Genomic DNA, 25,443 nt, shown 5'->3' on the forward strand with positions numbered 1-25,443 from the left:
TTATGGAAAAGACATTAGATTTGAAAAGTCAGTGGGCGGCATTTAAGGCCGATCAGCCAAAAGTGAGAATCAGAGATGCAGCCAGGCAGCTTGGAACTTCCGAAGCCGCACTGATCGCAACTACGGTAGGCGAATCTGCAATCCGTTTGCAGGAGCAGTTTCCGGAAATTCTGAAAGAAATAGAAGGCTTAGGCTATGTGATGGCTTTAACGCGTAATGACCACTGTGTACATGAGCGTAAAGGGGGCTATAAAAAGGTGTCTTTTCGCGGATCCATCGGTCTGGCTGTTAATCCTGATATCGACCTTCGTCTGTTCATGAACCACTGGGCATTTGGCTTTGCGGTAAATGAAAATGAAAGAAAAAGTCTGCAGTTTTTCGGAAAAGATGGTGCTGCAGTACATAAAATTTACCTGACTGATCGTAGCGATGAGTCTGCTTATCAGACTTTGGTTGCTACATATACTGCGGAAAACCAATATACCCCTTTAGCATTTGCTGATGCAAAATCTCCCGCTGCAGAACTTCCTGATGCAGAGGTAGAGGTGTTGAATTTTAAGCAGGCATGGCTTGATTTAGAGGATACTCATGATTTTCATGGTTTATTGAATACTTATGGACTGACCAGGACCCAGGCACTTCGTCTGGCGCCGGAAGGGCATGCTATTCAGATTACTTTAGCGTCGCTGAAAGCAATGTTGCATAAAGCTTCTGAACAGGATCTGGAGATTATGGTCTTTACGGGAAGCATTGGTTGTATTCAGATTCATACCGGATTGGTGAAAAAAATCATGGAAACCGGGCCATGGTTCAATGTGATGGATCCTGAATTTAACATGCATTTAAGAATGGATGGGATTGCTTCCATTTGGTTAGTAAAAAAGCCAACAAAAGATGGGATCGTAACGAGTGTAGAAGTTTTTGATTCCGAGGGAAATATTATCGTACAGTTTTTTGGAAAACGTAAGCCAGGAATTCCGGAAGACGAAAACTGGCGGTCAATTACAAATGAATTAGCTGTTAAAGGCTAAAAGATCTATAACCAGTGAGGTGTTGCTGGGGTTTAGGTGTGTTTTAAGCGTCGGATTAGGCCCCGACGCTTTATTTTTTATCGGTTTATTTGAAGGTATTAAACTTTCCAAAAACACCAAGAGGTAACTTTATTCCGGAGGTGGCCTGTAAGAACAGTTCTCCTGTTTCCAGGTTTTTTACCTGAGGGAAAGATGTTTTAATCAGGTTCTCTACAATCACTGAAGAAAATCCTAAGGAATACGTATTCAGGATTAAGAAGTGTTCTTCTTCATCCAATAACTGCACAACATCCTGCATCATTTCCTGAATGTGATCTTCCAGTTTCCATTTCTCTCCATTTGGACCATGTCCAAATGCAGGAGGATCTAAGATAATTCCGTTATATTTTTTACCGCGTTTTAATTCTCTTTTCACAAACTTTAAAGCGTCTTCTACTACCCAGCGGACATCTTTAAGGCTAGATAATTCCTGGTTTTCATTGGCCCAGTTTACCACCTGTTTGATCGAATCTACGTGTGTGGTATCTGCGCCGGCAGCTTTTGCAATAAGTGAAGCTGCACCGGTATAAGCAAAAAGATTGAGCACTTTTGGAACTGGAGTTTTGAATCTCCTGACACAGGAAGAGATATAATCCCAGTTTACTGCCTGCTCAGGGAAAACACCTACATGTTTGAAAGAGGTGAGTCCTAAACGAAGGTTGATGCTTACTTCTTCATTTTTATAGTTTACATTCCACCGGTCTGGCAGATGTGCCGAGCTTTTGATCCATTCACCAGTGGTTGCTGAGCGTCCTTTGAACCGGATATGGGTTGCTTTTTTCCATTCCTGTTCAGAAAGGACCTTTTTCCATACTGCCTGAGGCTCAGGTCTGCACAACACGAGGTTGCCAAAGCGTTCTAATTTTTCAAAATCACCACAATCAATCAACTCATAATCTTTCCAGTGTGTGGGTGTTAACAGGCTTATCATAAAAATATGGGTATTTAAAATTTGTCTTTTGCAGCTTTCATAAAGCGGCTTGCAAAAACAAAATCATTTAGTTCTTGAATATCAGTATGGGCGATCTCTTTGTTTGATCCTTCCCAGAATTTTTTTCCTTCGTGTAAGAATAGGATGTAATCACCAATTCCCATCACTGAGTTCATATCATGGGTTACTACGATGGTGGTGGTGTTGTACTCTTCTGTCAGCTCTTTGATGAGCTCATCAATCACGATCGAGGTTTTGGGATCCAGCCCGGAGTTGGGCTCATCCACAAAAAGATATTTAGGGTTCATGGCAATTGCGCGGGCAATTCCTACACGCTTTTTCATCCCTCCGGAAAGCTCGGCCGGGAAAAGTTTATTTTTTCCACTCAGGTTTACCCGCTCCAGACAGAAATTTACACGATCCAGTTTTTCTTTACGTTTCTGATCGGTAAACATATTTAAAGGGAACATGATATTTTCTTCTACCGTCATGGAATCAAAAAGTGCTGATCCCTGAAAAAGCATGCCGATCTCTTTTCTGATCTCAATCTTCTCCTCAAAGTTCATGGTCGTAAATTCACGGCCATCGTATTCTACACTTCCTTTTTCAGGATGATGTAAACCAATCATACACTTTAAAAGCGTCGTTTTTCCGGAACCGGAGCCACCGATAATCAGGTTGGTTACACCGGGTTTAAACTGTCCTGAAATTCCTTTTAAAACTTCATTTTCTCCGAATGATTTGTAAATATCCTTGATTTCGATCATAGTAATAACTGGGTTACGATGTAATCACATGCCAGAATAGTAATACAACTTACTACAACGGCTCTTGTACTTGCCTGTGCTACTTCCAGTGCTCCGCCTTTCACATAAAATCCTTCATAGGCAGGAACAGAGGTAATGATGAAACCAAAAACGAATGCTTTTACCAGGGCAACAACGATGGTATAAGGGTTAAAGTCTGTGGTAATCCCCTGTACATACTCAGCAGCAGAAACAGCTCCTGACAACGTTCCTCCGATATATCCGCCACCGATACTCAATACCATTGATAAGATCACCAATAAAGGGACCATGGTAATTCCTGCAAGTACTTTTGGCAGGATCAGGTATCCGGGAGAATTGATTCCCATTATTTCCAGAGCATCAATCTGTTCACTCACGCGCATGGTGCCAATTTCTGAGGAAATGGCAGATCCGATTTTACCAGCCAGTACAATTGCGGTAATGGTTGGACTAAGCTCCAGGATACTGGAGTCACGGTTTACAGAACCAATAATGGTTTTAGGGATAAAATCACTAACAAGCTGAAAGGCAATCTGCAAGGTCATTACCGCTCCGATAAAGGTAGAAATGATGGCGATCAGGCCGATAGAGCCAACGCCGATAAAGTCCATTTGCTTAAAAATAGCCTTTATATATATACTTAACTTTTCCGGCTTTCTGAATACAGCCTTCAGTAAAAGGATGTATCTGCCAAAATTGGTGAAATTCATTTAATGAAAAATTAGCTATGGTAATAATGCAATAATACTACAAAGAAACAACAAAAATTGTTGTGACATTCTTTATTTATTAAATAATTATTTCGCTTACCGGGTGTTTTGTCCTGTTTTAACTGGTCAAATGACTATAGAGTATATGGCATTTTACGTAATATTGCTGCCAAATTGAGATAAAATGAATGCTGTAATCACAGGTGCTACCAGAGGAATCGGGAAAGCCATCGCTATTAAACTGGCGGAAAACGGATATGATCTTGCGGTTTGTTCCAGAAATGAAAATGAACTGGCTGCTTTGAAAAAAGAATTGAAATATACCGGGACTAATGTATTCACTTATGTGACAGACCTGGGGAGTAAAGAAGCGATATATAAATTCTGTGCGTCCGTACAGCAGCAGATGCCGGAACTGAATGTTTTGGTGAACAATGCCGGTGTTTTTTTACCGGGAATGCTCCTGGATGAGGCCGATGATTCCCTGGAGAAACAGCTGGATCTGAACCTTTTGGCTCCTTATTATCTTTCTAAATACTTTGGTAAAATGATGCGTAAACAGCAATCCGGGCATATTTTTAACATTTGCTCTGTTGCCAGCAAAGAAATTGTAGCAAATGCAGGGAGTTACAGTGTAACTAAATCGGCCTTGCTCAGTCTTAATGATGTATGCAGAGGGGAGTTAGCTGAATACAACGTTAAAGTAACGGCCATTTTGCCGGGATCAACATTGACCTCATCATGGGAAGGAACAGAAATTCCTGCTGAGCGTTTTGTACAACCGGAAGATATTGCCAATACCTTATACACTATTTTAAACTTAAGTAATGGTGTAAATGTTGATGAAGTAACCCTGAAGCCAATACAGTTTTAAAGAAAAAATAAATAAAGAAAAGGAGGATAGTATTATGGACAAGCGATTATTTAGAAACGAGCACGACAAAGTAGTAGCAGGCGTTTCATCGGGAATTGCAGAGTATATGGAGGTTGATGTAACCATAATCAGGCTGTTGTTTGTACTCTCCACTATATTTTTGGTGGGTACAGGGATATTGGTATATCTTGTGATGTGGATTGTTGTTCCGGTAAATAATGACCCGGCAGCAAGATTCTCGAGATTCAACGAATTTTATAAAGGACAGAAAAACAATCCGTTTAACTCACCAAACGCGTTTACGCAACCACAAAATACAGCTGAACCTACAGGAACCCCTGCTGGTTCTTCCACAGGATGGACTTCGTCGACCGTAGACGAGGATCCTTTCAAAGCAAGTCCTAAGGTGGAAGAATTTGGTAAACCTTTTCAGAAAAGCAACAATGAAACCGGAAGGACGGTCGGTGGTCTGTTCCTTTTAGTAATCGGAATCTACTTTCTGATGAATGAGTTCAACATCATTCCGTTCTGGTTTAGCCTGGGCAAATTATGGCCATTGGTTTTTGTAGCTATCGGAGTGAGCTTCATCATGAAAGGGAAAAACAAGAACGCATGGGAAACCTGGAAAAGTCAGCAGGAACAAGCTAATGCAGGAACTCAGTTTAACAGCTCAACGGATCCGGGAGCTCCCGTGAACCCTGTAAACCCGGTAAGTCCTGAAGCAGGTTCACCTTCAGTGAATCCGGAACCAGGTTCAGGTACTGATACCCCTGCAGACGACAGGTTTACTAAACATGACAATTAAAAATCTAAATCTATACAGATGAAAACGGATAGAATTATATGGGGTATTATACTGTTGTTTATCGGCGGTGTGCTCCTTCTCGAAAACTTTAATATTATTGATTTTTACTGGCGTAGCGTATTTCGCTTCTGGCCTATATTTCTGATCATTGCCGGTGTAAATATTCTGTTCAGCAGAAATAAATCACAGGTAGGGGGGATGGTTTCTATCGGTGTTCTGGTGATTACCTTATCCATGTTGTTTATCAAAGGACAACAAGTACCTGAAAGCAGAGAACGTTGGTTAGGTGACCGCATTAAAGAGGACATCAACTCCGAAGAAAATTATGAAGAACTTCATTTTTCGGAGCCGTATGCAGATTCTTTAGCTAAAAAGGTCATGCTGAATATTTCCGGTGGAGGAACTTCCTTCGAGTTAAAAGGCGAAACCGATAGTCTGATTTCAGCTGACGTTCAGAAAAGAGCGGGAGTGTTTTCTTTGCAAAATGTAGTAACGGACAGCCTGAGTACCCTGACTTTTAAAATGAAAGGGAAATCAGGATGGTCGATGGGTGAAGGGGGGAACGATGTAGACCTGAGGTTAAACAAGAATCCGGAATGGGATATTCATATGAGTATGGGTGCCGGAGAAGTGGATTTCGATTTTTCAGAATACAAAGTGCGTACTTTTAATTTTGATGGAGGTGCAGCTGCACTGGACATTAAGGTTGGTGACCTGCTTCCCATCACTGATGTGAATGTAAAAACAGGTGTGGCAGATGTTAAAATCAATGTTCCTAATGCATCAGGATGTCGCATTAAAACTAAAACAGGACTTTCTGCGAAAGATTTTAACGGATTTACCAAATTGAAAGACGGAGTATACGAAACGCCAAATTACAGCACTTCCACTAAAAAAATATTTATCAATTTGGATGGAGGATTGAGTAACTTTGAAGTGAAGCGTTATTAAGCGCTAAATTTCATTAGCATATAAACATTTAGTAATGGAAAGTCCTGTTAAAGGAGAATATACAGTTGTCATTAACGGAAAGCCTACAGGCCCTTATCCATTAACATCACTACAAAGCTTAGACATCCTTCCGGGAACTTTTGTGAGAAAACCTGGGATGGACGATTATAAAGAAGCTCACGAGTTCCCGGAACTTCGTGAGCTTCTTGGTTTTACTTATAGCAAGACTGCACCTCAGTACTTTGCTTCTTTTGATCAGCGTTTGCTGGCTTCAGTTATAGATTATTTCTTTATTACCATTGGTTATACCATCCTGGTATTGATGAGTTTCCTCTTTTTAGGAGATAAAAATGAAAGGATTGCTGCGGCTGTAATTGGCTTGCCGATTGTGCCGGTTGTTAAATTCTTTTATAGCAGTATTGCCGAAGCTTCCATCAAACAGGCCACTATAGGAAAATCATTACTGGGGATCAAAGTGACCAATATGGAAGGAAACCCAATCAGCCTGAGCAATTCCTATGGTAGGAATGCGGCAAAAATACTATCGGTACTTCCTGTCTTCTTTGGTTACCTGTATAGTTTCCTAAACCGGAAGCAGCAATGTTTTCATGACCTGATTGCGGACACACTGGTGACTAAGGAGAGGCTGATATAATAAACATAATCTTTATCTTTGCATCGTATTTGCACCCTAAACTGATGGAAGAGGTATTTGTTCAAAAAGAGTTAAATGGTGGATATTGCAATAGCTTAACGCAATATTCGAGGTTCCTGACCCGCGAGGTAAACATAGGTGATATCCCTATGGGAGGCTTAAATCCGATCCGGATCCAGTCTATGACTACCACAGATACGATGGATACTATAGGCACCGTTGAGCAAACCATCCGAATGGTGAATTCAGGCTGCGAATATGTACGAATCACAGCGCCAAGCATTAAAGAAGCTGAAAATCTGGCCAATATCAAGAAAGAACTGCTTTTTCGAGGATACAAAGTTCCGCTGGTAGCAGATATCCATTTTACCCCAAATGCGGCAGAATCTGCGGCAAGAATTGTAGAGAAAGTAAGGGTTAATCCGGGCAACTACGCAGATAAGAAACGTTTTGAAAATATAGAGTATACCCAGCAAGCCTACCAGGCGGAGCTGGAAAGGATTTATAATAAATTTACCCCTTTAGTTAAAATCTGTAAAGAATACGGTACAGCCATGAGAATTGGTACCAACCATGGTTCTTTATCAGACCGGATCATGAGTCATTATGGAGATACGCCAAGAGGAATGGTCGAATCGGCTATGGAGTTTATCCGTATGTGCGAGGATCAAAATTACTATAACCTGGTGATCTCTATGAAAGCCTCCAATACCCAGGTGATGGTTCAGGCGTATCGCCTGCTCGTTGCTACAATGGTTAAAGAAGGGATGAATTATCCTTTACACCTGGGAGTAACAGAGGCTGGTGACGGAGAAGATGGTCGTATCAAATCTGCAGTCGGTATCGGTACCTTATTAGAAGATGGCCTTGGAGATACCATCAGGGTATCTCTTACGGAAGATCCGGAGTTTGAAGCGCCTGTAGCGAAAGCACTGGCCTTAAGGTATGAAAACAGAGCAGTAGCCTCTGATGTCGCTCCTGAACAGGAAAAAATCAGGATACAGGATTTGCCATATCAGCCTTACGAATACAACCGCAGGCAAACGAATCCAGTACAACATATCGGCGGACATCATCATCCTGTGGTGATGTTGGATGTATCAAAAGAAAATTTAAAAGATCCTTACTTCTTAGGTGCCGTGGGTTATAAATATAGTGCCGGATTGGACAAATACAATATGGCTGATCAGGCCTGTGATCTGGTTTACCTGGGTGATGGGCTTCCGTCCTTCTCCTTTCCGGGAAATCTGAAGCAGATCTATAACCACCAAACCTGGCTTAGCCTTAAAGATAAAAATAACTGTCACCCTTTAATTAGTTTCTCTGCATATGAAAATACAGCCCTAAAGGATGAAGAGCTGAATCTGGTAAGTATAGATGCTGTTGAGGCATTAAATGCCAACCTGGAAATTCTTAAGGAAAATGTAGTGTTGGTTTTGGAGACCAATTCCCTGCATGGAATGGCTGCACAAAGAGAATTCTTTATCAAATTGATAAAAAATAATCTCCAGGTTCCGGTCATCATCAAAAGAAACTACCCCGATCTCGATGCGGATGATTTAATGTTGTACGCGGCAACCGATCTTGGGGCGCTCTTTACCGATGGACTTGGTGATGGAATATGGATCAATGCTGCGGAAACAGTTGGCCTTCCTTTAATAAACTCTACCAGTTTCGGAATCTTGCAGGCTACCCGAACCCGGATTTCTAAAACGGAATACATCTCTTGTCCAAGCTGCGGACGAACGTTATTCGACCTTCAGGAAACCACTCAGTTGATCCGCTCCAGAACCGATCATTTAAAGGGGATTAAAATTGGAATCATGGGCTGCATTGTGAATGGCCCGGGCGAAATGGCAGATGCTGATTATGGTTATGTTGGTACGGGGCCTGGAAAAATCACGTTATACCGCGGTAAAGAAGTGGTGAAGAAAAACGTAGGGGCAGAACGGGCGCTGGATGATCTGATTGACCTGATCAGAGAAGATGGAAACTGGGTTGAGGTTAAATAACCAATCCGATTTGTATTGTCACAATTCTGTGTATATAAGTTAGTTATTACCTTTCTAACTCTCTTTCTTATATTTTTTTTCAGCATCTTAGAGTTCTAAAAACCTTATTGATCATGAAAAAAATATTTGTATTAACCTTGTTTGTGAGCTTATTCACATTAGTAACCGCGTCTGCACAGGAAAAGAAGAAAGCAAGTCCTCCGGCAAGCGTAAAAGAAACCACCAGTTCTGGTACTACTATAAGCATTGACTATAGTCAGCCTTCTGTAAAAGGAAGAACTATAGGTGTAGAAATTGCTCCTTTTGGTAAGGTATGGCGTACCGGCGCAAATGAAGCCACAGCATTTGAAGTTAGTAAAGCCGTAAAAGTTCAGGGGAAAGATCTTCCTGCAGGCAAGTATGGTTTATATACCATTCCTGGAGAAAAAGAATGGACCATTATCTTCAACAAAACCTGGAAACAGTGGGGAACGAACTATACCGAAGCTGATGACGCACTACGCGTGGTGGTAAAACCAGGAAAAGCAACCACACCAACAGAACAAATGACCTTTAAAATTGAAAAATCAGGTAAAGTAAATTTGTTATGGGGTACAACTGTGGTAGCCTTTACTGTAAAGTAAGCAGAAAAAAGAGATATGTTATGAAAAGGCCTAGGAATTTTGCCCTCCTTCAGGGCAAAGGTTCCAGCCTTTGAATAATCTATCTCTTTTTTATGTAATAACTTTTTAATGTGATCATTTCTCCAAAAATGCCAATGTTCGCTCACATACCTGTTTCAAATGAGCAGGTAACTCCGATTCTTTATATGGATGTGAAGCCCCGAAAACATGGTTTGCTCCCTCAATCTTGTATATCTCTGCTTTCAACTGCTTTTGAGCTAATTCCTGTGCTACTGCAAACTTTACATTCACATCCTCATCACCATGTATAATCAGCCAGGGTATACTTACCCGTTTTGCCGCGTCTAAAATGTCAAATGCTTCTTTGTGGGCTTTAAAATCAGCCAGCAAAGTACTATTTAAAGGCATTTTTTCTTTTGTGCGTGCATTCTCTACGAATATCTGTCCTGTCTTTTCCCATTCTTCTTCCTGATCAGTTTTCCATAAACTGGAGAAATCGGCGATTGCAGCCCAGGTAATCAGCTTGCTGATCCTGGAATCATTGGCCGCCTGAAGAATCGCTAAGCCACCCCCGCGACTATGGCCAATTAAATAGATCGATGCCTGTGGGTAATGCAAATTTGCATACTCAACAATATCATTCAGATCTCTCAGTTCTTTACTCACCGTATTCGATGCAAAAGCTTCGAGGTCGGTCACATCCTTTAAGTTTTCAGGCCTAACCCCGCTGTGTGACAGGTTAAACTTCAAATATCGGTACCCTTTTTCTGCAAAATAACCGGCAACCAGATGATGAGCACCCCAATCTTTGAAACCTTTGAAGCCATGAACAAAAATTATTAAGGCTTGATTTGTGTGTTTATCGTCATAAGTACAGTCGCCAATAATGAGTTTGCCTGAGGAACCTTTTAATGTAAACTGCTCGTTTATAATCATATATATAAATTTAAAAGGTGTTTAACCTATATAACAAACATAAAGGAAAGATGTTTAGACAAGTGTTTCATTATTTGAAATCGTTCTAAATAGCTCTTAATTACTCCATAATGACAGTGAAATAACGTTCGGTTGTTACTTTTGTTACGCTAAAAATAAACAGGGATACGACATTTTGGAATATTTAAAGATCATTGCTTTTACGCATAAACATATTGACCTAAAAGCATTGGGTAAATTGGTGATATGTGAGCAGACATTAGACGACAGGTTGAGAAACATTCAATCGGAGTTAGGTGTTAAAGAAATATTCTACATGGGGACCTGCAACAGGGTCGAGTTTGTATTCACTTCCGATCATAAGCTAGACAAGCCATACATCACCCGTTTTCTTACGGTATTGAATATGGGATTACCCGAAGAGTATATGGATAAGTTTGTAGAGAACGTTTCTGTATATGAACAGGGAGAAGCTTTCAATCACCTGTTAAGAACTTCCTGCTCATTGGAGAGTCTGGTAGTGGGGGAGAAAGAGATTCTGGCTCAAGTCAGAAAGGCTTACGAAACTTGTCGCATTGCGGGATTCACGGCAGATTATATGCGGATGATCATGAACCGTGTGGTAAAGACGGCAAAAGAAGTATACACTCATACCAACATTTCCAAGAACCCAGTTTCCATTGTTTCTTTAGCTTATCGTAAGCTGCGCGACCTTAAAATGTGCGCCAATTCCAGACTCCTGATTATCGGTGCTGGTGAGACCAACAAAAACATTGCTCAGTATCTTAAAAAACATAAATACTCCAATTTCTCCATTTTCAACAGATCATTAGAAAATGCAGAGGTGTTGGCCAAAGAATTAAACGGTACCGCATATCCGCTTACCGAACTGGAAAATTACAACCAGGGATTTGATGTCATTATTACCTGTACAGGTGCTACTGAACCCATCATTACTAAAGAAATCTACACTAAACTTCTTAATGGAGAAACCGGTAAAAAGGTAATCGTTGATTTAGCGATCCCTAATGACACTGCTGCTGAAGTGGTAGCAGAATTCCCCATTCATTTTATAGAAGTTGAATCTCTTAAAGAGATTGCCCGCAAAAATATTCAGGAACGTTATGATGAGCTGGTAAACGCCGAGCACATTATAGAAGAAAATATCAAGGACTTTGAATTGGTATTACGTCAACGCAAAATAGAGATTGCGATGAGTGCGGTTCCTCAGAAAATCAAGGAAATTAAGCATACTGCTATCAATGGTGTCTTTGCCGACGAGATCAACGGTCTTGATGAAAACTCAAGATTGGTATTGGAAAAAGTGATGAATTACATGGAAAAAAAATGCATCAGTGTTCCAATGGTTATGGCAAAGGAGATATTGGTAAAGAATAGCTAAATTTGCGGAAAAATTAGCATTAACGTGAAAAGACTTATTATCGGTACAAGAGGCAGCGACCTGGCTTTATGGCAAGCCAACTTCATTAAGGACAAACTTGCAGAGATTGGTGCTGAAGCCGAATTGAAGATCATCAAGACTCAGGGAGATAAGATTTTAAACCTTCGGCTGGACAAGCTGGAAGGAAAAGGATTCTTTACCAAAGAGCTTGAAGAGGAACTTTTAGGTGGTACCATCGATATAGCCGTACATTCTCATAAAGATTTGCCTACTACACACCCTGCAGGACTAACCATTGCAGCAGTAACAGAACGTGAAGATCCTTCCGAGTTGTTGCTGATCTTGAAAGACTGTGTAGACATCAAGCAAAAACTTTCCCTGAAAACGGGAGCTATGGTGGGCACATCCTCTAACAGACGTAAAGCACAAATGCTTTCTCTGCGCTCAGACCTGAACATCGAAGATTTAAGGGGTAATGTACCTACCAGAATTCAGAAACTTAGAGACGAAAATTATGATGCGATTTTATTGGCTAAAGCTGGTGTAAACCGTCTGAATATCGATTTGTCGGAGTTTCATGTTGAGGTGGTGGATACTACAGAACTGGTTCCTGCTCCTGCACAAGGTGCTTTGGCAATTCAGATCAGGGAAAACGATAAAGAGTTATCCGATTTGTTGCAACAGTTAAACCATCAGGAAACGATTGAAGCAATTGGCGTGGAACGGAAGGTGTTAAACCTGTTTGAAGGCGGTTGTCATATGCCTTTAGGCTGTTACTGCAAAAAAGAAGACGGACAATATGAAATCTGGACTTCCAAAGCAGAAACTGATGAGCATTTCCCTGACCGTTTTTTCTGTCGCGTAGACAGTCTGGAAGGTGTTGCAGAACAAATTGTAGCTAAGTTTAATCCGGAAAGAAAACTACCTTCCAAGGTATTTATCTCCAGAGAAATTGGCGAACACAGTTATTTTAGAAAAGCATTAGAAAAACATAAGATAGAAATTGAAGGCAGATCGCTGATCCGTACGTTCCCGATTGTGAATGTATTGGATCCTTTTTACCTGAAACATATTGACTGGATTTTCTTTAGCAGCCGCAACAGCGTTGAATACTTCTTTAACCTGAAGCCTTTATTGTCCAAACACATGAAGTTTGGCGTAGCGGGAAGGGGTTCTGAAGATTCTTTAAGAAAAGCAGGGCACCTGGCGGATTATGTTGGAGAAGGTGGTGACATTGATGAGGTAGCTGAGGCATTTGCAGAGCTGGTAGCCGGAAAAACAGTTTTGTTTCCAAGGGCACAAGATTCTTTATTAAGCATCCAGAAAGCATTAAAGGAAGACACCAAGGTGGTTGATCTCCCTATTTATGAGACGGTTATTGAAGAAGATGTAGATCAGACTTATGCAGATGTATTGATCTTCACCAGCCCTTCCAATGTTGACGCTTATTTTGTAGAAAACTTATTAGAGCCTGAACAGCAGGTTATTGCTATCGGAAATTCAACAGGAAAGAAATTTGACGAGATGGGTGTAAAATACATCCAGCCTTATTCTCCTGATGAGATCGGATTGGCGGAAGCTGTTTTCGGAATAGATATAAAACAATAAAATAAATAGATATGGTGCACCGTCCGCGTAGATTGAGAAAAAATCCTGTAGTGAGGGAAATGGTAGCTGAAACGAGGTTATCTAAAGATATGTTCATTTATCCGTACTTCATTGTACCGGGGAAAAATGTAATTCATCCTTTAGATGCAATGCCGGGTATCAGTCATTTTTCTGAGGATACTTTATTGAGCGATGTGGAGAAAGGATTGAAGCTTGGTGTAAACAAGATCATGCTTTTTGGTGTTGGAGACGAGAAATCTGAGGATGCATCCTCTGCTTATCAAGACCATTCTTTGGTTCCTTCGGCAGTTCGTCTGTTAAAGAAGAACTTCGGAGAAGACCTTTATATTGTAACTGATGTTTGTGTGTGTTCTTATACCACTCATGGACATTGTGGAATTTTAAAAGACGATTACGTTCAGAATGACCCTACTGTAGAGGTGATTGCCAAAATGGGGCTGACACATGCTCAGGCAGGTGCGGATATGCTGGCTCCATCAGATATGATGGATGGGCGGATTGCAGCAATGAGACAATTACTGGATGGACAAGGTTTTGTCAATACAGCGATCATGTCGCATGCTACAAAATTTGCTTCTGCTTATTACGGGCCTTTCCGTGAGGCGGCTGATTGTGCTCCAAGTAAGGGCGACAGGAAAGCTTACCAGATGGATTTCAGAAATGGAAATGAAGCTTTAAGGGAAGCATTGCTGGATGAGAGCGAAGGAGCAGATGTGTTAATGGTAAAACCGGCTCTGGCTTACCTGGATATCATGCACAACCTGAAACAACATACTGATTTGCCGATTGCATGTTATAATGTTTCCGGCGAGTACTCAATGGTTAAAGCTGCTGCAGAAAAAGGATGGATTGATGAGCAAAAAGTGGTAATGGAAACCATGCATGCCTTTGCGCGTGCCGGGGCGAGCATTATTACGACTTATCACATCAGGGATATGGTTGAAAAGAATTGGTTGTAAGGAAATAAAAAATATGTTAGAATCTTTAAAAAAAATGTTTTCAGGAAATGAAGGCGATATGCCGGTAAATACGGGCAGTAAACCTGATATTTCAAGGGAAAAGTCGGCAGAACTGTATGAAAAAGCTAAAAACTATTTTCCGGGAGGAGTAAACTCTCCGGTAAGGGCTTTTAAATCAGTATATGGCACTCCTTTGTTTATTCAAAAGGGAGATGGCTGTTTTGTATGGGATGCCGATGGAAATCAATTTATAGATTTTTGCGGTAGCTGGGGTCCGTTAATCCTGGGTCATAACCATCCGAAGGTTAGGGACAAGGTGACAGAAGTAATGCAGAATGGGATGAGCTTTGGCGCACCTACAGCTTTAGAAAATGAGCTGGCAGAACTGATCATCAAAAACAACAGATTTGTAGAGAAAATCCGTTTCACCAGTTCGGGAACTGAAGCAGTAATGTCTGCGATCAGGCTGGCACGTGGATATACGGGAAAAGATAAGATCATCAAATTTGAAGGTTGCTACCACGGACATACCGATTCTCTATTAGTAAAGGCTGGTTCGGGCCTGGTTACTTTTGGAGAAACTTCTTCCGCAGGTGTTCCTAAATCATTTGCTCAGGAAACTATTGTGATCCCTTTGAATGATAAAGAAGCACTTAAAACAGCTTTTGAGCAGTTCAAGGATCAGGTAGCAGCAGTAATTATTGAAGGCATTCCGGCAAACAACGGATTGTTGATGCAGGATGTAGAATACATCAAGTATTTAGAGAATATCTGTAAAGAAAACAAAGCCTTATTAATTTTTGATGAGGTAATTACCGGATTCAGATTAGGTTTCGAAGGTGCTGCGGCACATTATGGGGTCAAACCTGATATCGTAACTTATGGTAAGATCATTGGTGGTGGATTACCAGTTGGAATGTACGGTGCTTCTGCAGAAATCATGAGTCATATTTCTCCTGATGGAGGCGTTTATCAGGCAGGAACATTGTCGGGTAATCCGGTAGCCATGGCGGCGGGTATTGCTCAGTTAACAGAGCTGTTGCGTTCAGGTTTCTATAAAGAATTGAACAATAAAGCTTCTGAGTTTGCAGAAAGCATTCAGCGTTTTGCTACGGCAAGGAATTATAAATTAAAAGTATTCCATATCGGTTCTATCTTCTGGCTGGCATTTACAGATAAAGACAAAATCCAGTCGGCGGATGATATTGATCCTGCAAGCATGGAGAAATTTAAAGTATTGCACAGAGAATTGCTGAACAGAGGAATCTATATCGGTCCTTCAGGATATGAAGTAGGTTTTGTTTCTGCAGCACATACCAAGATAGAACTGGAGAAAGCGAAGAGAGCGATCCTGGATAGTCTTGATGTGGTTTTCAGGAATAAGTAAATTAAAAAGTATATTTATAGTATATAAAGCCAGTCACCTTGAAGAAATCAATCGTTATATTTTATTTCATGCTGCTGTACTCTTTGGTACAGCTGATCTCCTGGGGAACGCTTGTTGTAAAGCTGGAACCTTCAAGGATGGCGATGGTAATGGGAGAGGGTTCTGTATTTCTTTTCCTATTGTGCGTGGGTGCCTATTTTTTGCATCAGTCGATCAAAAAGGAAGAGCGCTTAAGAGAACAACAGCAGAACTTTCTGCTTTCTGTTACCCATGAATTGAAATCGCCGCTGGCTGCTATTAAATTATCGATACAAACCATTATCAAGCGCGACCTGGATAAAGCCAGACAAACTTCTCTACTCAACAATTCCCTAAAGGATATTGAGCGACTGGATGATTTGGTGGAAAACATGTTGCTGGCTACAAAAATTGAAAATGGTTCTTATTCCTTCCCTAAGGAAGAGTTTGATTTTTCAGAAATGGTCACTAAGATTACAGACCGTTTGCAAATCCACTCCTGTGGTTGTGAGCAGGTAATTACTTTATCAGTAAAGCCTGGGGTAAAAGTAATTGGGGATCAGTTTTCTCTTTCTTCAGTAGTGACCAATCTGGTCGAAAATGCTGTCAAATATTCAGGTCCATGTGCACATGTAGATGTCGAATTGGCGGAAAAAGGCGGGCATCCTTTTTTAAGGGTTTCAGATAGAGGTCCAGGTATTCCTGATGCAGAAAAAATGTTGATTTTTGATAAATTTTATCGCGTCGGTAATGAGAATGTAAGAAAATCAAAAGGCACCGGATTGGGCCTGTTTATTGTTAAGGAAGTATTACAAATGCACGACGCTGATATTAGCGTTAGAGATAACGTACCGCAAGGTGCTATTTTTGAAATCACATTTAGTTGATCATTATGCAACAGAAATTAAGAATACTACTGGTCGAAGATGAAGACCACTTATTAGATGCCATAAAATTAAATCTTGAACTTGAAGGATATAAAGTTCATGCCGTAAAAGACGGAAAAACCGCTTTAAAAGTTTTTAAAGAAGAACGTTTCAACCTGATCATTCTGGACGTTATGCTTCCTGAGATGGATGGGTTCCAGGTTTGTGAAACCATCAGATTGGAGAACACGGAAGTTCCTATTCTTTTCTTGACTGCCAAAAACACCAGTGAAGACCGTGTAATGGGCTTGAAAAAAGGAGCTGATGATTATCTGGTAAAACCGTTTAACCTGGAAGAACTGATCTTAAGGGTTGGTATCCTGGTAAAACGCAGCATGAAAGCAGATGACCTGAAAGAAATTAACTCTTATAAAATCGGAGATAAAACCATCTATTTCAACTCATTTGAATTGAAACAGGACGACGGAGTAATTGTTCCTTTAACTAAGAAAGAGACCATGTTATTGAAGTTGCTGATCGAACGTAAGAACGAAGCAGTATCACGTGAACAGATTCTGGAAACGGTATGGAACTATGATGTATACCCATCTACCCGTACTATTGATAACTTTATCCTGACTTTCCGTAAGTATTTCGAACCAGATCAGAAAAACCCGGTTTATTTCCATTCGATCAGAGGTGTAGGTTATAAATTCACGGATATTCATTAATGTATAACGCAAAAGGCAGGTGTGCCCTGATGGCACTCTTCGTGATTGCAGCAGGAGTATGCCTTTTTTACGATCAGATTCAACTGGCTGTTATGGCCGGTTTTTTCTTTGCCTTCGTGATCTGGAGCCATTTCAAGCACAGTTCCATTTTGCTGGCTTCCAAACATTTCAAAAACGGAGATTACGAAAAGACAGAAAAAATATTGGCAGAAGTACCTAATCCCGACCGGTTAGCCCGGAACAGGAGGGGGTACTATGAATTTATGCGCGCCAATATCGCTTTGAAAAGAGAAGATTATGATGTTGCAGAACATCATTTTCAAATTGCCAGCCGCTTTCCTCTTGGAGGAAAGAACGATAAGGCTTTTGTATTGATTCATCTGGCAAATCTAGCGCTACGGAAAAAGGATGCAGTCAGGACAAAAGCTTATATTGAAAAGGCCAAAGAGCTGGCCGTAACCCCAAAGGCACAAGAGATAATTAATAAAATAGAGCAAGAAGCAAATCGCTTATAAACAAACAAATTACACATGAATACGTTATTTTTAGATGCCGCATTTTCAAAGCAGACAGAACGTCCACCGGTATGGATGATGCGCCAGGCAGGTCGTTTTATGCCTGAGTACTGGGAAATCAAAAACAAATACTCTTTCCTGGAGATGTGCAAAACGCCTGAAATTGCTGCTGATGTAACGATGTTACCTGTTGATTTGTTGGGCATTGATGCAGCTATCCTTTTCTGTGATATATTAGTCACCGGTGAGGCAATGGGCGGAGACCTGAGTTTTACTCAGGGAGTAGGTCCTAAATTTGCAAACCCGGTACGTACCGCTCAGGATATTGATAACCTGAACGTAGATGTACTGGATAAGCTGGAATATGTAGCTGATGCGATTAAAGTAATTCAGCAACGTTTAAATGGCAGCATTCCTTTGATCGGTTTTGCTGGTGCTCCGTTTACCGTAATGAGCTATCTGGTAGAAGGTGGATCATCTAAAGATTTTAAGCTGACGAAACTGCTGATGCACAATCATCCGGAACTGGCACATCGCTTATTGGCGAAGATTGCTAAAGTTACTGCAGACTATTTGAATCTTCAGATTGCAGCAGGCGTAAATGCCATCCAGATCTTTGATAGCTGGGCACTGGCTTTATCATGGAACGATTACCAGGAGTTTTCTCACCGTTATATCCAGGAAATCATTGCTAATCTGAACAGAAAAGACATTCCTGTTATTTCCTTCTGTAAAGGAAGCTCTGTATTTGCCCCAATCATGGCACAGGCAAAACCTGATGTAGTTTCTATAGACTGGAATGCAGATTTGTTGAACATTAAACAAAGCCTGCCTGCAGGTATTGCAGTTCAGGGTAATCTGGATCCACATATTTTATATGCAGATAAACCAGTGATCAAAAAGCACATCCTCCAGTTATTTGAGCGTATGCGTGGTGAAAACGGATTTATCTTTAACCTTGGTCATGGTATTATGCCTGACATTCCATTTGATAACGTAAAATACGCGATCGAAGTAGTTAAAGAATTTAGATACTAAAATATAAATGAAGGGGCTACTTTTGTAAGGTAGCCTCTTTTTAAGTTAAAATAAATACAAGCATCAATGGAATACTATCGTTACATACTCTCTGTTCATATCATCTTTATGGTAAGCTGGATGGCGGGCTTGTTTTATAGTGTTCGTTTGTTCATCTACCATGTCGAAGCAGAAGATAAGCCCGAAATAGAGCGGAATATCCTTCAAAGAGAATACGAGCGCATCGAAGCTAAGCTCTGGCATATCATTACCACTCCGGCGATGGTGCTTACCGTCGTTGCGGGAGTAAGTATGGTTTGTCTGAGTCCTGTGCTGTTGCAGACTTCCTGGTTTCACGTAAAATTGGGTTTTGTTGCATTGTTACTGATTTATCATTTCATTTGCCAGAACATCATGTATCAGCTGAAGCTGGGCAAATGCAAAACCAGCTCTTTTAAGCTCCGTTTATGGAACGAGGTCGCCACCATCCTCCTGGTGGCTATTGTCTTTACAGTTGTCCTAAAAAACGCCATAGATTGGATTTATGGTCTTGTAGGCCTGATTATATTTGCTATGGTCATTATGCTTGCTGTAAAATGGTACAAACACTACAGGAAAAAGCACGACTGCTAATCTTCCTTTTTTTTCATTATTTTTTCTTTTGCATGCAACCTTTTCGTTGTGATGTACATCTTCTATTATACCAAACAAGCAATGATTTTGACGCAGTATAAGATAGATGAACTCATGGAAGGCTGCAAAGCCGGTAAGCGGAAGATGCAGGAAGCGCTTTATCAGCAGACTGCTTCGAAGATGCTGGTCGTTTGTATGCGTTATGCAAAGGACCGGATGGAAGCAGAAGATGTATTACAGTTAGGCTATATCAAGATCTTTCAAAAGATTATCGAATATAGAGGAGATGGTTCTTTTGAAGGATGGATGAGAAGAATCATGGTTAACACCGCAATTGAAAGTTACCGCAAAAACCTAAGGACTTTAAATGTAGTTCCGATTGAAGATGCTTATGAACAGCCTGCTACCGGATTTGATTTTAGCCTGGGGATGCAGGATTTATTGAAAGTGATACAGAAGCTTTCGGATGGATATAGAATGGTGTTTAACATGTATGTTATTGAAGGATATTCCCATAAAGAAATTGCCGGAATACTGGGGATTTCTGAAGGGGCAAGTAAATCGCAATTGTCGAGAGCAAGGGCGATCTTAAAAGAAGAGATTTTAAAAATGGAGGGTATAGATTATGCAAGCTATGCAGGATAAAGAATTTGACCAGTTGTTTAAAGACCGGTTTGAAGGGGCGGAAATTCAGCCATCTTCAAATTTATGGGGCAATATTGAAAAAGAACTGGCACCAAAGAAAACCAGAAAATTCCCTGTTTATTGGGCTGCTGCAGCGGTAGTTGTCGTCGCAACTACAGTTGGCTTGCTTTCGCAGAAAACGGAGAAACTGCAATTGAAGGGAACAAGCAGTGTATCAACCATTGAAGTGGCAAAAACTCCTGAGGTAACAGCTGTAGGTACTGTTGTTACCGAGCAGATCACTGCTGATCCGGAAGGTACCCCATTGGTACTCGCACCGAAAGTAAAGCTGGAGAATCTGGTTCTTAAAAATAAACAGACGACCATGCAACCAAACCGGGAATTGAAGCGTCAACAAATTAACACCCCTGATGTTGCACCTGTAGTAAAGGAACAAATCAGACCGGTGGTTGTTCCGCCAGCAGATATTGTGATCGCAAAGGTTGATCCGCCTGAAGTGCAAAAACAGGACAATGAAATAACAGAGACGGAAGGCCGGGAAAGAAGAGGCATCAGAAATGTAGGAGATGTTATCAATTTTGTAGTTGATAAATTAGATAAAAGAGAAAAGAAAATTATCCAGTTCAGAACCGATGATGACGACAATTCTTCTTTAATAGCAGTAAACATTGGGATTTTACAATTCAATCCGAAAAGAAACAAATAGTACAGAAACACACAGACCAAACACTCATATGAAAAGATTATTACTGACAACACTTTTGGTAAGCGGACTTACCGGTGTTATGACCCAAAATCTATTTGCACAGCCGGATACTACCAAGCAAAAAATGAAGAAATTCGATATGGATTATGGTGTTGGTATTTCAATTGGAGGTAAAGACAGCACAGGAAAAGTGAATGCTTCAAAAGGCCGCTTTATCGGCGGGATTACCTTTACCAGGTTGGACTGGGGGTTTACGAGACTGGTAGACAATGGAAGTTTTAGTTTATCTAAAGACAATGAATTCCTGGATTATACAGGTGGAAAATCGAGTACTTTTTCATTTGATATCCTTCAACTCGGGTATCGTTTCAACCCGAACTTTAAGATTTATCTGGCGGGAGGTTTCGATTGGACAATGATCCGTCTGAAAAAGGACATTACGCTTCAAAAGAATAGCCCGACAATGGCTTATGTTGAGGAGGAGATTAATTTTTCAAAAAACAGATTGTCGAGCAGTTATGTACATATTCCATTGAACTTTGAATTCCGTACGAAGGAAAATGCCAGTGGGAAACGCTTTTATTTTGTAGTTGGCCCGGAAGTAGCCTTCCTATTAAATGGTAAGGTAAAACAGATCAGTAAAGAGAGAGGAAAAGAAAAGTTTAAAGATGACTACAATTTCGAACCTTTCCGTTATGGTGGAACCGTTCGTCTTGGCTATGGAGCCTTTGGTATCTTTACCAAATACTATTTCAACGATATGTTTACCACTACGGCACAAAAAGGATTAAGAAATATGTCCTTCGGTGTAACGCTGGGATTGAACTAAAAGAAACACATATACACAAATATAACCGCAAAGCCGTCTGATCAATGTTGATCAGGCGGCTTTTTCACGTAGTTCTTTTTTCAGGAGCGTAGTAAATACTTTATCTTTACCAGGTGAAGGAACAAATCATCAGCGTTAAAAACATCAGCAAACAATATCAACAGGAGCAGGCTTCAGGAGTAAAGAACATTAGCTTTGATATTAATAAAGGGGAGATCATTGCTATTATCGGCGAAAGCGGAAGCGGGAAATCTACATTATTGAAATCTATTTATGGGTTGCTGGCTGTTGATGAAGGTGAGGTTATTTTTAAAGGAGAACGCGTCCTTGGACCGCATGAACAGTTAATCCCCGGTCATAAAGAAATGAAAATGGTGACTCAGGATTTCTCCCTGAATATCTACGCCAAAGTATACGATAATATTGCGGCAATGATGGCCAATACAGATGTCAATCATAAACATCAGAAAACGATGGAAATGATGCATCACCTGCATATTGATCATTTGAAAGATAAAAAGATTACTCAATTAAGCGGTGGAGAGCAACAAAGAGTTGCCATTGCTAAAGCGTTGGTAACGGATACTTCTGTGCTACTCCTGGATGAGCCATTTAGTCAGGTAGATGCCTTGTTGAAAAATCAGCTTCGTGCCGATATTAAACGAATAGCTGGAGAGACGGGGGTAACAGTGATTATGGTTTCTCATGATCCGGCAGATGGCTTGTTTTTAGCGGATAAATTACTGATCCTAAAAGATGGACAGTTGGTGCAGGAAGGCAAACCCTCGGAAATTTATAACCATCCAAATCATATTTATACAGCCCGGATGCTTGGCAATGCAGTGGTATTGAATAAAGAGGAGGCAAAAAAGCTTAGTCTGACGATTGATGAAGGAAACGCGGTATTTTATCCGGAATGGGTGGAACTGACCAACTCCTGGAATAGCAGACGTTTTGAAGTAAAGGATGTTTACTACAAAGGTTTTTATGAAGAATTGTTACTGGAAAGAAATGGAGTAATGATCAGAGCGATTCAATTGAATAGGGGAGAGCATAAAAAAAACGACCACGTTCAAGCGAACATTGGTCGTTTTTTAAAGTTATAGACTGCTAAATAATTTCTAGCTATTCAGGAACTGAAGGAATGACAACTACCTTAACCAGAATTTTTTCAGTAGGTCGTGGAGTAGTTGCTATATTTGACTTGCTTTGCATATCAAAAGTAATTTTACCTATTCCCACTTGGTAACTAGCTATTTCGTCGTTAAAGGTATATGGGAGAGCAATGTCCGTATCTGAGTTGACAGGATGTGAGAAATATACAACTATAGCATCCATTTCTAACACGTCACTTGTAATTGCATTTTTATTCCATTGAAATGAATAACTTCCATTTGGATTCCTAACCCAATCCGACGGTTGAATATTTAGATAATAGGTTGTACCAGGATATACCTCCTGAACAATAGTATCTTTTTTGCATGAGGCCAGGCCTAGCGTGGCGGTAGCGATGAGTAGTAATAAAATTCTTTTCATATGATTTGTGTGTTTGATGTTCGTATAGCAAATCTGTTGCCATAAAATTACAATTTTCTTTTTATTTATGTTGTAATTAAAATGTTATACGGAATAATATTATGAATAATAGGTTTAGGTCGAATTTATTAAAGGATAAATGAACTTTTACTCAGAATAAATTTTGAATATAGTAGCTAGGATCTTTAGTTAATTATAACCAAGTGGTGGTTTTACGCTTTTGGGTTTATCTTTTTGTAGCATGAAAAGGCAATCCAGAGGCCAAATTCGTAACCGCGTCCGCCATGCGCTGTATTCTCGTTTGAACTACAGGCGATTCCATCAGCCATTGAAAACATTCTTCTTGTTTCGTCTTGCTTAGTTTTTGAAAAGAAATCCAAGCGGCTGGCTCATCTTTCAAACATTCAATAAAATCTTCAGGAACGATTTCAGAAACAGGCTCGCTATCATCATACAGCACAATCCGTACGTAATCCCCTGCCTGTTTTCCAATTTGTTTACGTATTTCAGCCCTTACGGTAATGAATAACATTTCTTTCATGGGCATTAGTGCAGTATCTCTCACCTCATAGGTGTCAATAAAGCCCCTTACCTTTCTGGTTCCAAAAGGTCTGTGTTTATCTTTTGATATACCAGGAAGACGCGCGTAGGTCCAGCCTCCCTTGCCTGGGAATTTTTCCAGAAGTATATCTTCATTAATCAATTGCTGTTGTTCCATGTGGGGTTGCAATGCTTTTACTATTAAAGTACTAGTAAAGGATAAAATTAATAATATTTTAAATGAGCTCATTAAGTATAATGCAGTTCTTTATTATCAATAACTATCCAATCCTTTGTTGTAATTTATGGAAAAATACAACGATTTAATGGTATAATTTATTTCTTTATAATTGCTTGTCGGATATTAAAACGTATTTTTGGTCAAATTATTAAATAATATCAATATTAAATTAATGTGATATTATAACAACACCCTTAAAGAGAATTTTTATGAAAAACAATTTTTATCTGCTCATTATTACATTTACAATAATGGCTTCGTCTTGTAAAAAACAAGAGTCCTCGACCAAAGACAAAATTAAACAGGATGTTCGGTTGGAAGGAGACCATTTAGCATTCAAAGATTATTCAACCTTTTTCGATTATTACAAAGCAGTTGGTGGAATGAATAAGATCGAAAGGCAACGCTGGGAAAAGTCGTTGAACTTTACCTCTATGCGGACTGCATATGAGCGTTTTAATGACGAGCTTGATGAGCTTGAAAAAGGATCGAAAGAGAATTACTTCAACGGCTTTTCGAACCTTAAAGTAAAATATAACGGCACGCTTCTTTTTACTGAAAATAGCTATAGAATAAATAATTCCGGTATTAGTGAGGCGATATTAACAAATAAAGATGGATTTGTTAAAGTAGGTGAAGACTATTTGCATTTCAGAGAAAAAGAAATGACTACATACAAGGAGGTTTCCTTTCAAGAGGCACAGCAACTTAGCAAATCAAAATTGATTTCCACTGAAAACCTCAACCTTGTAGTCCCTACGAGAAATAGTTTTACTTCGGCAATAGGGGAGTGGAATATTATTAATAAAGAGAGAGGACGGGTTCTTTTCCGAAACAAAGCCTACAATTTGAATTCTGATGCATTAGGTTACCAAAGTTTTGCTGCATTGGAAGGACGGGCAGAGCATCTAAATATCTTTGGGACGTGGAGAAGCGTTAGCATGGCGCTTAGCATATATAAATCTCCTATACCTGATCGCGGTTACGCACCAGAAGTAGATATAACTTATCAAAACTTAGCAAATACTTTGCCTCGCCGTGAAAGTTCTGGTGTGGTAGAACTAAAACCAAATTTCTTCGACGGACTTCATAATGTAGAGCATTTCGACAGGGTCATGTGCATTACAAAAGGACTCGAAGGTAATACAGGTTCTGCTGGAACTATTGTTGGTGGCTCTAATAGTCAGTTTCTTAATTATGCCATTGATGCAAAGTATTTTGGATCAACTGACATTTATTGGAAGAGCGTCTATATGAGTAAAATTAAAATTTCTGCATTCATACAACCAGGAGGAGTTCTTGGAAATCCAGAAATAGTTTTTGATCCTTTTAGTTTGTACGGAAGATCTCTTGTCCAAAATCAATAAAAAGCAATCTCATAAAAAAGCCCGGTTCAATAACATTGAACCGGGCTGGATGATTATATCTATTGTT

Annotated in this window: 27 protein-coding genes; 21 read left to right on the top strand and 6 right to left on the bottom strand. The window is 40.1% G+C overall.

Going from position 1 to position 25,443, the window contains the following annotated elements; translation table 11 throughout:
* The first annotated feature begins 2 nt into the window (after window positions 1-2).
* Window positions 3-1,031 carry a hemin-degrading factor gene (locus BFS30_RS09000; protein WP_069378977.1) on the top strand — a complete coding sequence of 343 codons (1,029 nt, stop codon included), beginning with the start codon at window positions 3-5 and terminating at the stop codon, window positions 1,029-1,031.
* Between the two features lie 85 nt (window positions 1,032-1,116).
* On the opposite strand, the gene BFS30_RS09005 is transcribed toward BFS30_RS09000, so the two are convergent.
* Genes BFS30_RS09005 through BFS30_RS09015 form a run of 3 tightly spaced genes read right to left on the bottom strand, consistent with a single transcriptional unit; the run spans window position 1,117 to window position 3,499 of the window.
* The gene (locus tag BFS30_RS09005; protein ID WP_069378978.1) at window positions 1,117-2,001 is read right to left on the bottom strand and encodes a class I SAM-dependent methyltransferase; all 885 of its coding nucleotides are present in this window, start codon (window positions 1,999-2,001) and stop codon (window positions 1,117-1,119) included.
* Between the two features lie 14 nt (window positions 2,002-2,015).
* Window positions 2,016-2,768 carry an ABC transporter ATP-binding protein gene (locus BFS30_RS09010; RefSeq protein ID WP_069378979.1) on the bottom strand — a complete coding sequence of 251 codons (753 nt, stop codon included), beginning with the start codon at window positions 2,766-2,768 and terminating at the stop codon, window positions 2,016-2,018.
* Complete coding sequence (locus BFS30_RS09015; protein WP_069378980.1) at window positions 2,765-3,499, bottom strand: MlaE family ABC transporter permease; 735 nt, start codon at window positions 3,497-3,499, stop codon at window positions 2,765-2,767. The genes BFS30_RS09010 and BFS30_RS09015 overlap by 4 nt, the downstream gene beginning before the upstream one ends.
* A gap of 184 nt (window positions 3,500-3,683) precedes the next feature.
* Here BFS30_RS09015 and BFS30_RS09020 point away from each other — a divergent pair, with 184 nt between their 5' ends.
* The 6 genes from BFS30_RS09020 to BFS30_RS09045 all read left to right on the top strand — a co-directional run bounded on the left by BFS30_RS09020 (window position 3,684) and on the right by BFS30_RS09045 (window position 9,419).
* Entirely contained in the window at window positions 3,684-4,373 is a 690-nt protein-coding gene (locus tag BFS30_RS09020; protein WP_069378981.1) for an SDR family oxidoreductase, read from the top strand.
* A 34-nt stretch (window positions 4,374-4,407) separates the two neighbouring features.
* Complete coding sequence (locus BFS30_RS09025; RefSeq protein ID WP_069378982.1) at window positions 4,408-5,178, top strand: PspC domain-containing protein; 771 nt, start codon at window positions 4,408-4,410, stop codon at window positions 5,176-5,178.
* 18 nt (window positions 5,179-5,196) lie between these two features.
* On the top strand, window positions 5,197-6,129 hold the full coding sequence (locus BFS30_RS09030; protein ID WP_069378983.1) for a LiaF transmembrane domain-containing protein: 933 nt from the start codon (window positions 5,197-5,199) through the stop codon (window positions 6,127-6,129).
* 34 nt (window positions 6,130-6,163) lie between these two features.
* Complete coding sequence (locus BFS30_RS09035; protein WP_069378984.1) at window positions 6,164-6,784, top strand: RDD family protein; 621 nt, start codon at window positions 6,164-6,166, stop codon at window positions 6,782-6,784.
* A gap of 44 nt (window positions 6,785-6,828) precedes the next feature.
* Complete coding sequence (gene ispG, locus BFS30_RS09040) at window positions 6,829-8,796, top strand: (E)-4-hydroxy-3-methylbut-2-enyl-diphosphate synthase (protein WP_069378985.1); 1,968 nt, start codon at window positions 6,829-6,831, stop codon at window positions 8,794-8,796.
* 113 nt (window positions 8,797-8,909) lie between these two features.
* Window positions 8,910-9,419, top strand: coding sequence for a DUF2911 domain-containing protein (locus BFS30_RS09045; protein WP_069378986.1), 510 nt, complete (start codon window positions 8,910-8,912; stop codon window positions 9,417-9,419).
* A gap of 114 nt (window positions 9,420-9,533) precedes the next feature.
* On the opposite strand, the gene BFS30_RS09050 is transcribed toward BFS30_RS09045, so the two are convergent.
* On the bottom strand, window positions 9,534-10,355 hold the full coding sequence (locus BFS30_RS09050; RefSeq protein WP_069378987.1) for an alpha/beta hydrolase family protein: 822 nt from the start codon (window positions 10,353-10,355) through the stop codon (window positions 9,534-9,536).
* Between the two features lie 175 nt (window positions 10,356-10,530).
* Here BFS30_RS09050 and hemA point away from each other — a divergent pair, with 175 nt between their 5' ends.
* From hemA to BFS30_RS09115, 13 genes are all read left to right on the top strand, one after another.
* The gene (gene hemA / locus BFS30_RS09055; RefSeq protein ID WP_069378988.1) at window positions 10,531-11,757 is read left to right on the top strand and encodes a glutamyl-tRNA reductase; all 1,227 of its coding nucleotides are present in this window, start codon (window positions 10,531-10,533) and stop codon (window positions 11,755-11,757) included.
* A gap of 24 nt (window positions 11,758-11,781) precedes the next feature.
* Window positions 11,782-13,365, top strand: coding sequence for a hydroxymethylbilane synthase (gene hemC, locus BFS30_RS09060; protein ID WP_208603045.1), 1,584 nt, complete (start codon window positions 11,782-11,784; stop codon window positions 13,363-13,365).
* Window positions 13,366-13,376: 11 nt separating this feature from the next.
* The gene (gene hemB / locus BFS30_RS09065; protein ID WP_069378990.1) at window positions 13,377-14,345 is read left to right on the top strand and encodes a porphobilinogen synthase; all 969 of its coding nucleotides are present in this window, start codon (window positions 13,377-13,379) and stop codon (window positions 14,343-14,345) included.
* A 13-nt stretch (window positions 14,346-14,358) separates the two neighbouring features.
* The gene (hemL, locus tag BFS30_RS09070; RefSeq protein WP_069378991.1) at window positions 14,359-15,732 is read left to right on the top strand and encodes a glutamate-1-semialdehyde 2,1-aminomutase; all 1,374 of its coding nucleotides are present in this window, start codon (window positions 14,359-14,361) and stop codon (window positions 15,730-15,732) included.
* A 38-nt stretch (window positions 15,733-15,770) separates the two neighbouring features.
* Window positions 15,771-16,637: a sensor histidine kinase gene (locus BFS30_RS09075; RefSeq protein WP_069378992.1), complete on the top strand. Its 867-nt coding sequence runs from the start codon at window positions 15,771-15,773 to the stop codon at window positions 16,635-16,637.
* Window positions 16,638-16,642: 5 nt separating this feature from the next.
* Complete coding sequence (locus tag BFS30_RS09080; protein WP_015809248.1) at window positions 16,643-17,347, top strand: response regulator transcription factor; 705 nt, start codon at window positions 16,643-16,645, stop codon at window positions 17,345-17,347.
* Complete coding sequence (locus BFS30_RS09085; RefSeq protein ID WP_069378993.1) at window positions 17,347-17,862, top strand: hypothetical protein; 516 nt, start codon at window positions 17,347-17,349, stop codon at window positions 17,860-17,862. The genes BFS30_RS09080 and BFS30_RS09085 overlap by 1 nt, the downstream gene beginning before the upstream one ends.
* Before the next feature lie 15 nt (window positions 17,863-17,877).
* Complete coding sequence (gene hemE, locus BFS30_RS09090) at window positions 17,878-18,900, top strand: uroporphyrinogen decarboxylase (RefSeq protein WP_069378994.1); 1,023 nt, start codon at window positions 17,878-17,880, stop codon at window positions 18,898-18,900.
* A gap of 66 nt (window positions 18,901-18,966) precedes the next feature.
* Window positions 18,967-19,512 carry a CopD family protein gene (locus BFS30_RS09095; RefSeq protein ID WP_069378995.1) on the top strand — a complete coding sequence of 182 codons (546 nt, stop codon included), beginning with the start codon at window positions 18,967-18,969 and terminating at the stop codon, window positions 19,510-19,512.
* An 81-nt stretch (window positions 19,513-19,593) separates the two neighbouring features.
* Window positions 19,594-20,157 carry an RNA polymerase sigma factor gene (locus BFS30_RS09100; RefSeq protein ID WP_069382361.1) on the top strand — a complete coding sequence of 188 codons (564 nt, stop codon included), beginning with the start codon at window positions 19,594-19,596 and terminating at the stop codon, window positions 20,155-20,157.
* Complete coding sequence (locus BFS30_RS09105; RefSeq protein ID WP_069378996.1) at window positions 20,147-20,863, top strand: hypothetical protein; 717 nt, start codon at window positions 20,147-20,149, stop codon at window positions 20,861-20,863. The genes BFS30_RS09100 and BFS30_RS09105 overlap by 11 nt, the downstream gene beginning before the upstream one ends.
* Before the next feature lie 28 nt (window positions 20,864-20,891).
* Window positions 20,892-21,692 (top strand): outer membrane beta-barrel protein, encoded by an 801-nt coding sequence (locus tag BFS30_RS09110; protein ID WP_069378997.1) that lies wholly within the window; start codon window positions 20,892-20,894, stop codon window positions 21,690-21,692.
* A gap of 113 nt (window positions 21,693-21,805) precedes the next feature.
* The gene (locus tag BFS30_RS09115) at window positions 21,806-22,798 is read left to right on the top strand and encodes an ABC transporter ATP-binding protein (protein WP_069378998.1); all 993 of its coding nucleotides are present in this window, start codon (window positions 21,806-21,808) and stop codon (window positions 22,796-22,798) included.
* Window positions 22,799-22,817: 19 nt separating this feature from the next.
* Here BFS30_RS09115 and BFS30_RS09120 read toward each other — a convergent pair whose 3' ends face one another.
* Window positions 22,818-23,228 (bottom strand): hypothetical protein, encoded by a 411-nt coding sequence (locus BFS30_RS09120; RefSeq protein WP_069378999.1) that lies wholly within the window; start codon window positions 23,226-23,228, stop codon window positions 22,818-22,820.
* A 226-nt stretch (window positions 23,229-23,454) separates the two neighbouring features.
* Window positions 23,455-24,018 carry a YdeI/OmpD-associated family protein gene (locus tag BFS30_RS09125; protein ID WP_208603046.1) on the bottom strand — a complete coding sequence of 188 codons (564 nt, stop codon included), beginning with the start codon at window positions 24,016-24,018 and terminating at the stop codon, window positions 23,455-23,457.
* Window positions 24,019-24,218: 200 nt separating this feature from the next.
* On the opposite strand from BFS30_RS09125, the gene BFS30_RS09130 reads away from it, so the two are divergent.
* Window positions 24,219-25,376, top strand: coding sequence for a hypothetical protein (locus BFS30_RS09130; protein WP_069379001.1), 1,158 nt, complete (start codon window positions 24,219-24,221; stop codon window positions 25,374-25,376).
* Window positions 25,377-25,443 lie beyond the last annotated feature (67 nt).

Source organism: Pedobacter steynii (assembly GCF_001721645.1).
In the GTDB taxonomy this organism is placed as follows: Bacteria; Bacteroidota; Bacteroidia; order Sphingobacteriales; family Sphingobacteriaceae; genus Pedobacter; species Pedobacter steynii_A.